General features: G+C 42.4%; 1 protein-coding gene. It reads right to left on the reverse strand.

Going from position 1 to position 3,164, the window contains the following annotated elements; genetic code table 11:
* Positions 1 to 3,164 (reverse strand): ATP-dependent RNA helicase HrpA (gene hrpA / locus QNK26_RS01405; protein ID WP_319220470.1); only part of this gene is annotated, 3,164 nt, incomplete at both ends.

The raw sequence follows: 3,164 nt of genomic DNA on the forward strand, positions 1-3,164 counted from the left end.
GCAATAATGCTATCAACCGCGCAAGAGATACAATCATGGATCAGATCGGTTACTTTACCAAACGGATTGAAATACAGGCCAAGTTTAGCTTTGTTTGGTAACTTCTGTTCAAGGTATTTAATCGGTGATGGTACATTAAGTAAAATCAAACGACGTAAGCCCGCTTTCGCGGCTACCGCGGCCTCTTCTTGATGATCGAACAGCTTAATTTCAACTGAGTTTTTGTTATCCACTAAGGCAGGGTATGCTTTAACTTCATAACCACCGTGTTTTTGCTTAAATTCAGTAGGTAAATTACCAAAATTCCAAGTAACAAGGTCTTGCTTTTCAATGCCTTTATCGGCTACTTTCACTAAGGTTTCTTGGATGTTACCTTGTAATTTTTGCTTTAAGGCACCGAGATCATCACCGAAACTAATTTGATTTAGTTTTTCATCAACAACCTTGAAATGTATTTTAAGGTGAGTTGGTAGTGCTAATAACTCCCAAACATCTTGATCTAAACGCACACCAGTCATACGCAGCAATTGCTTATTCAAACTTGCGGATAATTCTCCTTGACTAGGGTCCATATTTTCTAACGCTGCATTGGCATAATTTGGGGCAGGTACGAAATTACGGCGCAATGTTTTTGGCAGCGCCTTGATCATGGTAATAACCAATTCTTCACGTAATGCAGGGATCTGCCAATCAAAACCTTGCTCATTAATTTGGTTAAGAATGGCTAATGGAATTATAACCGTTACACCATCTTCAGCGGTACCCGGCTCAAAGTTGTATTCAAGTTTGAACTTGAAGCTATTTTGACTCCAAAACTCAGGATAATTGTGTGCAGTAATTGACTCAGCATCGTGCTTCATCAAACGTGCTTGTGTTAACGTTAATAACTCAGGTGTTTGTTGACTCGCTTTTTTCCACCAGCTATCGAAGTGACGACCAGAACAAACATGCTCAGGAATAAGATCAGCGTAGAAGTTAAATAAATCATCATCACTAACTAGAATATCGCGACGACGTGATTTATGCTCTAACGCATGAATACGTTCAACTTCAGCCATATTGTGCTTAAAGAAAGCATGTTTGGTATTAAACTCACCTTCGACAAGTGCACTGCGAATGAATATTTCACGACATATAACCGGGTCAATTTGGCTATAATTAACCATACGTTTTGGTACAATAACCAAACCGTACAAAGTCACTTTTTCAGCCGCCACAACCGCTGCACGGCGTTTTTCCCAATGCGGTTCACTGTAAGTTGATTTGTTTAAATGTGTTGCTAATGGTTCAATCCATTCAGGTTGGATCTTCGCGGCAATACGACCAAACAAACGCGATGTTTCCACCAGCTCAGCAACCATGGTCCATTTAGGCTGTTTCTTAAATAAGCCCGAACCAGGGAAGATATTGAATTTACTGTTACGAGCACCGAGATAATCTTGGTCTTTATCTTTAAAACCAACATGACTTAGCATACCCGCCAATAACGCTTTATGAACGTTATCACTGTTACTTATTTCGCCTTCTTCATTCACCGCAATAGCATTAACCGTAAAGCCTAACTCTTTAACTACTTGCGACAATTGACTGTAAATATCTTGCCATTCACGTACACGCATATAGGCTAAATAATCTTTCTTACACAAACGGCGGAACTGCGATGACGATAATTCATCTTGCTGTTGCTTGACGTAGTTCCACAAATTCACAAAGGTGATAAAATCTGATTCTTTGTCATAGAAACGGCGATGCTGTTCATCCGCCGCTTGCTGTTTTTCCATTGGGCGTTCGCGCGGGTCTTGAATGGATAGCGCAGCAGTAATCACCATCACTTCATTCAAACAACCATTAGTATTTGCTTCCATAACCATACGCGCGAGACGTGGATCAATGGGTAGTTTAGCCAACGCAACACCAACAGGTGTCAAACGCTTATTGTGATCAGTATTACTAATATCAATCGCGCCCAGCTCTTCCAGCAGTTTTAGCCCGTCGGTAATATTACGGCTGTCTGGCGGCTGTACGAATGGGAAATTGGCCACATCCCCTAACCCCAATGCATGCATTTGTAAAATAACCGATGCAAGGTTGGTTCGTTGGATCTCAGGGTCAGTAAACTCAGGACGATTATTGAAATCTTCTTCGCTGTAAAGTCGAATACAAATACCTGCGCTAACACGGCCACAACGACCCATACGCTGATTTGCACTCGCTTGTGAGACAGCCTCAATCGGTAAGCGTTGTACCTTGGTACGGTAGCTATAACGACTTATACGCGCCGTGCCCGGATCAATCACGTACTTGATGCCAGGTACCGTTAATGACGTTTCTGCAACGTTAGTGGCTAACACGACCCGACGACCAACGTGACTTTGGAAAATCCGATTTTGCTCAGCATTGGTCAAACGCGCATACAGCGGTAATACCTCGGTATCACGTAGCTTTAATTTGTTCAGCGCATCCGCAGTATCACGGATCTCACGTTCACCGTTAAGGAATACTAAAATATCACCTAGCCCTTCGCACTGCAGTTCATCTACCGCATCGACAATGCCTTGGATTTGATCACGTTCGTGGCCATCTTCTTGTTCTGCGAGTGCGTTGTAACGAACTTCAACAGGATAAGTACGGCCAGACACTTCGATCATAGGTGCGTTATTAAAGTGCTTAGAAAAACGCTCTGGATCGATAGTCGCAGAGGTAATAATCACTTTTAGATCGGGTCGACGATTAAGTAATTGTTTTAAATAGCCGAGGATGAAGTCAATATTTAAACTACGTTCATGGGCTTCATCGATAATGATAACGTCATATCGACTTAAGAAGCGATCCTGTTGGATCTCGGCCAATAAAATACCGTCGGTCATCAGTTTGATGTAACTTTTCTTACTGACATTATCGTTAAAACGGATCTTGTAACCGACGTGCTCACCAAGCTCTGAATCAAGTTCTTCAGCAATACGGTTAGCAACAGTACGCGCAGCAAGTCGTCTTGGCTGAGTATGGCCAATCATGCCATCAATACCTAAGCCGAGGTCGAGGCATATTTTAGGGATCTGTGTGGTTTTACCCGAACCTGTTTCACCGGCAATGATCACCACTTGGTTATTTAAAATGGCATTAGCAATATCGTCACGTTTCTGACTAATCGGCAGAGACTCAGG

The organism is Moritella sp., from assembly GCF_033791185.1.
Classification (GTDB): Bacteria; Pseudomonadota; Gammaproteobacteria; order Enterobacterales; family Moritellaceae; genus Moritella.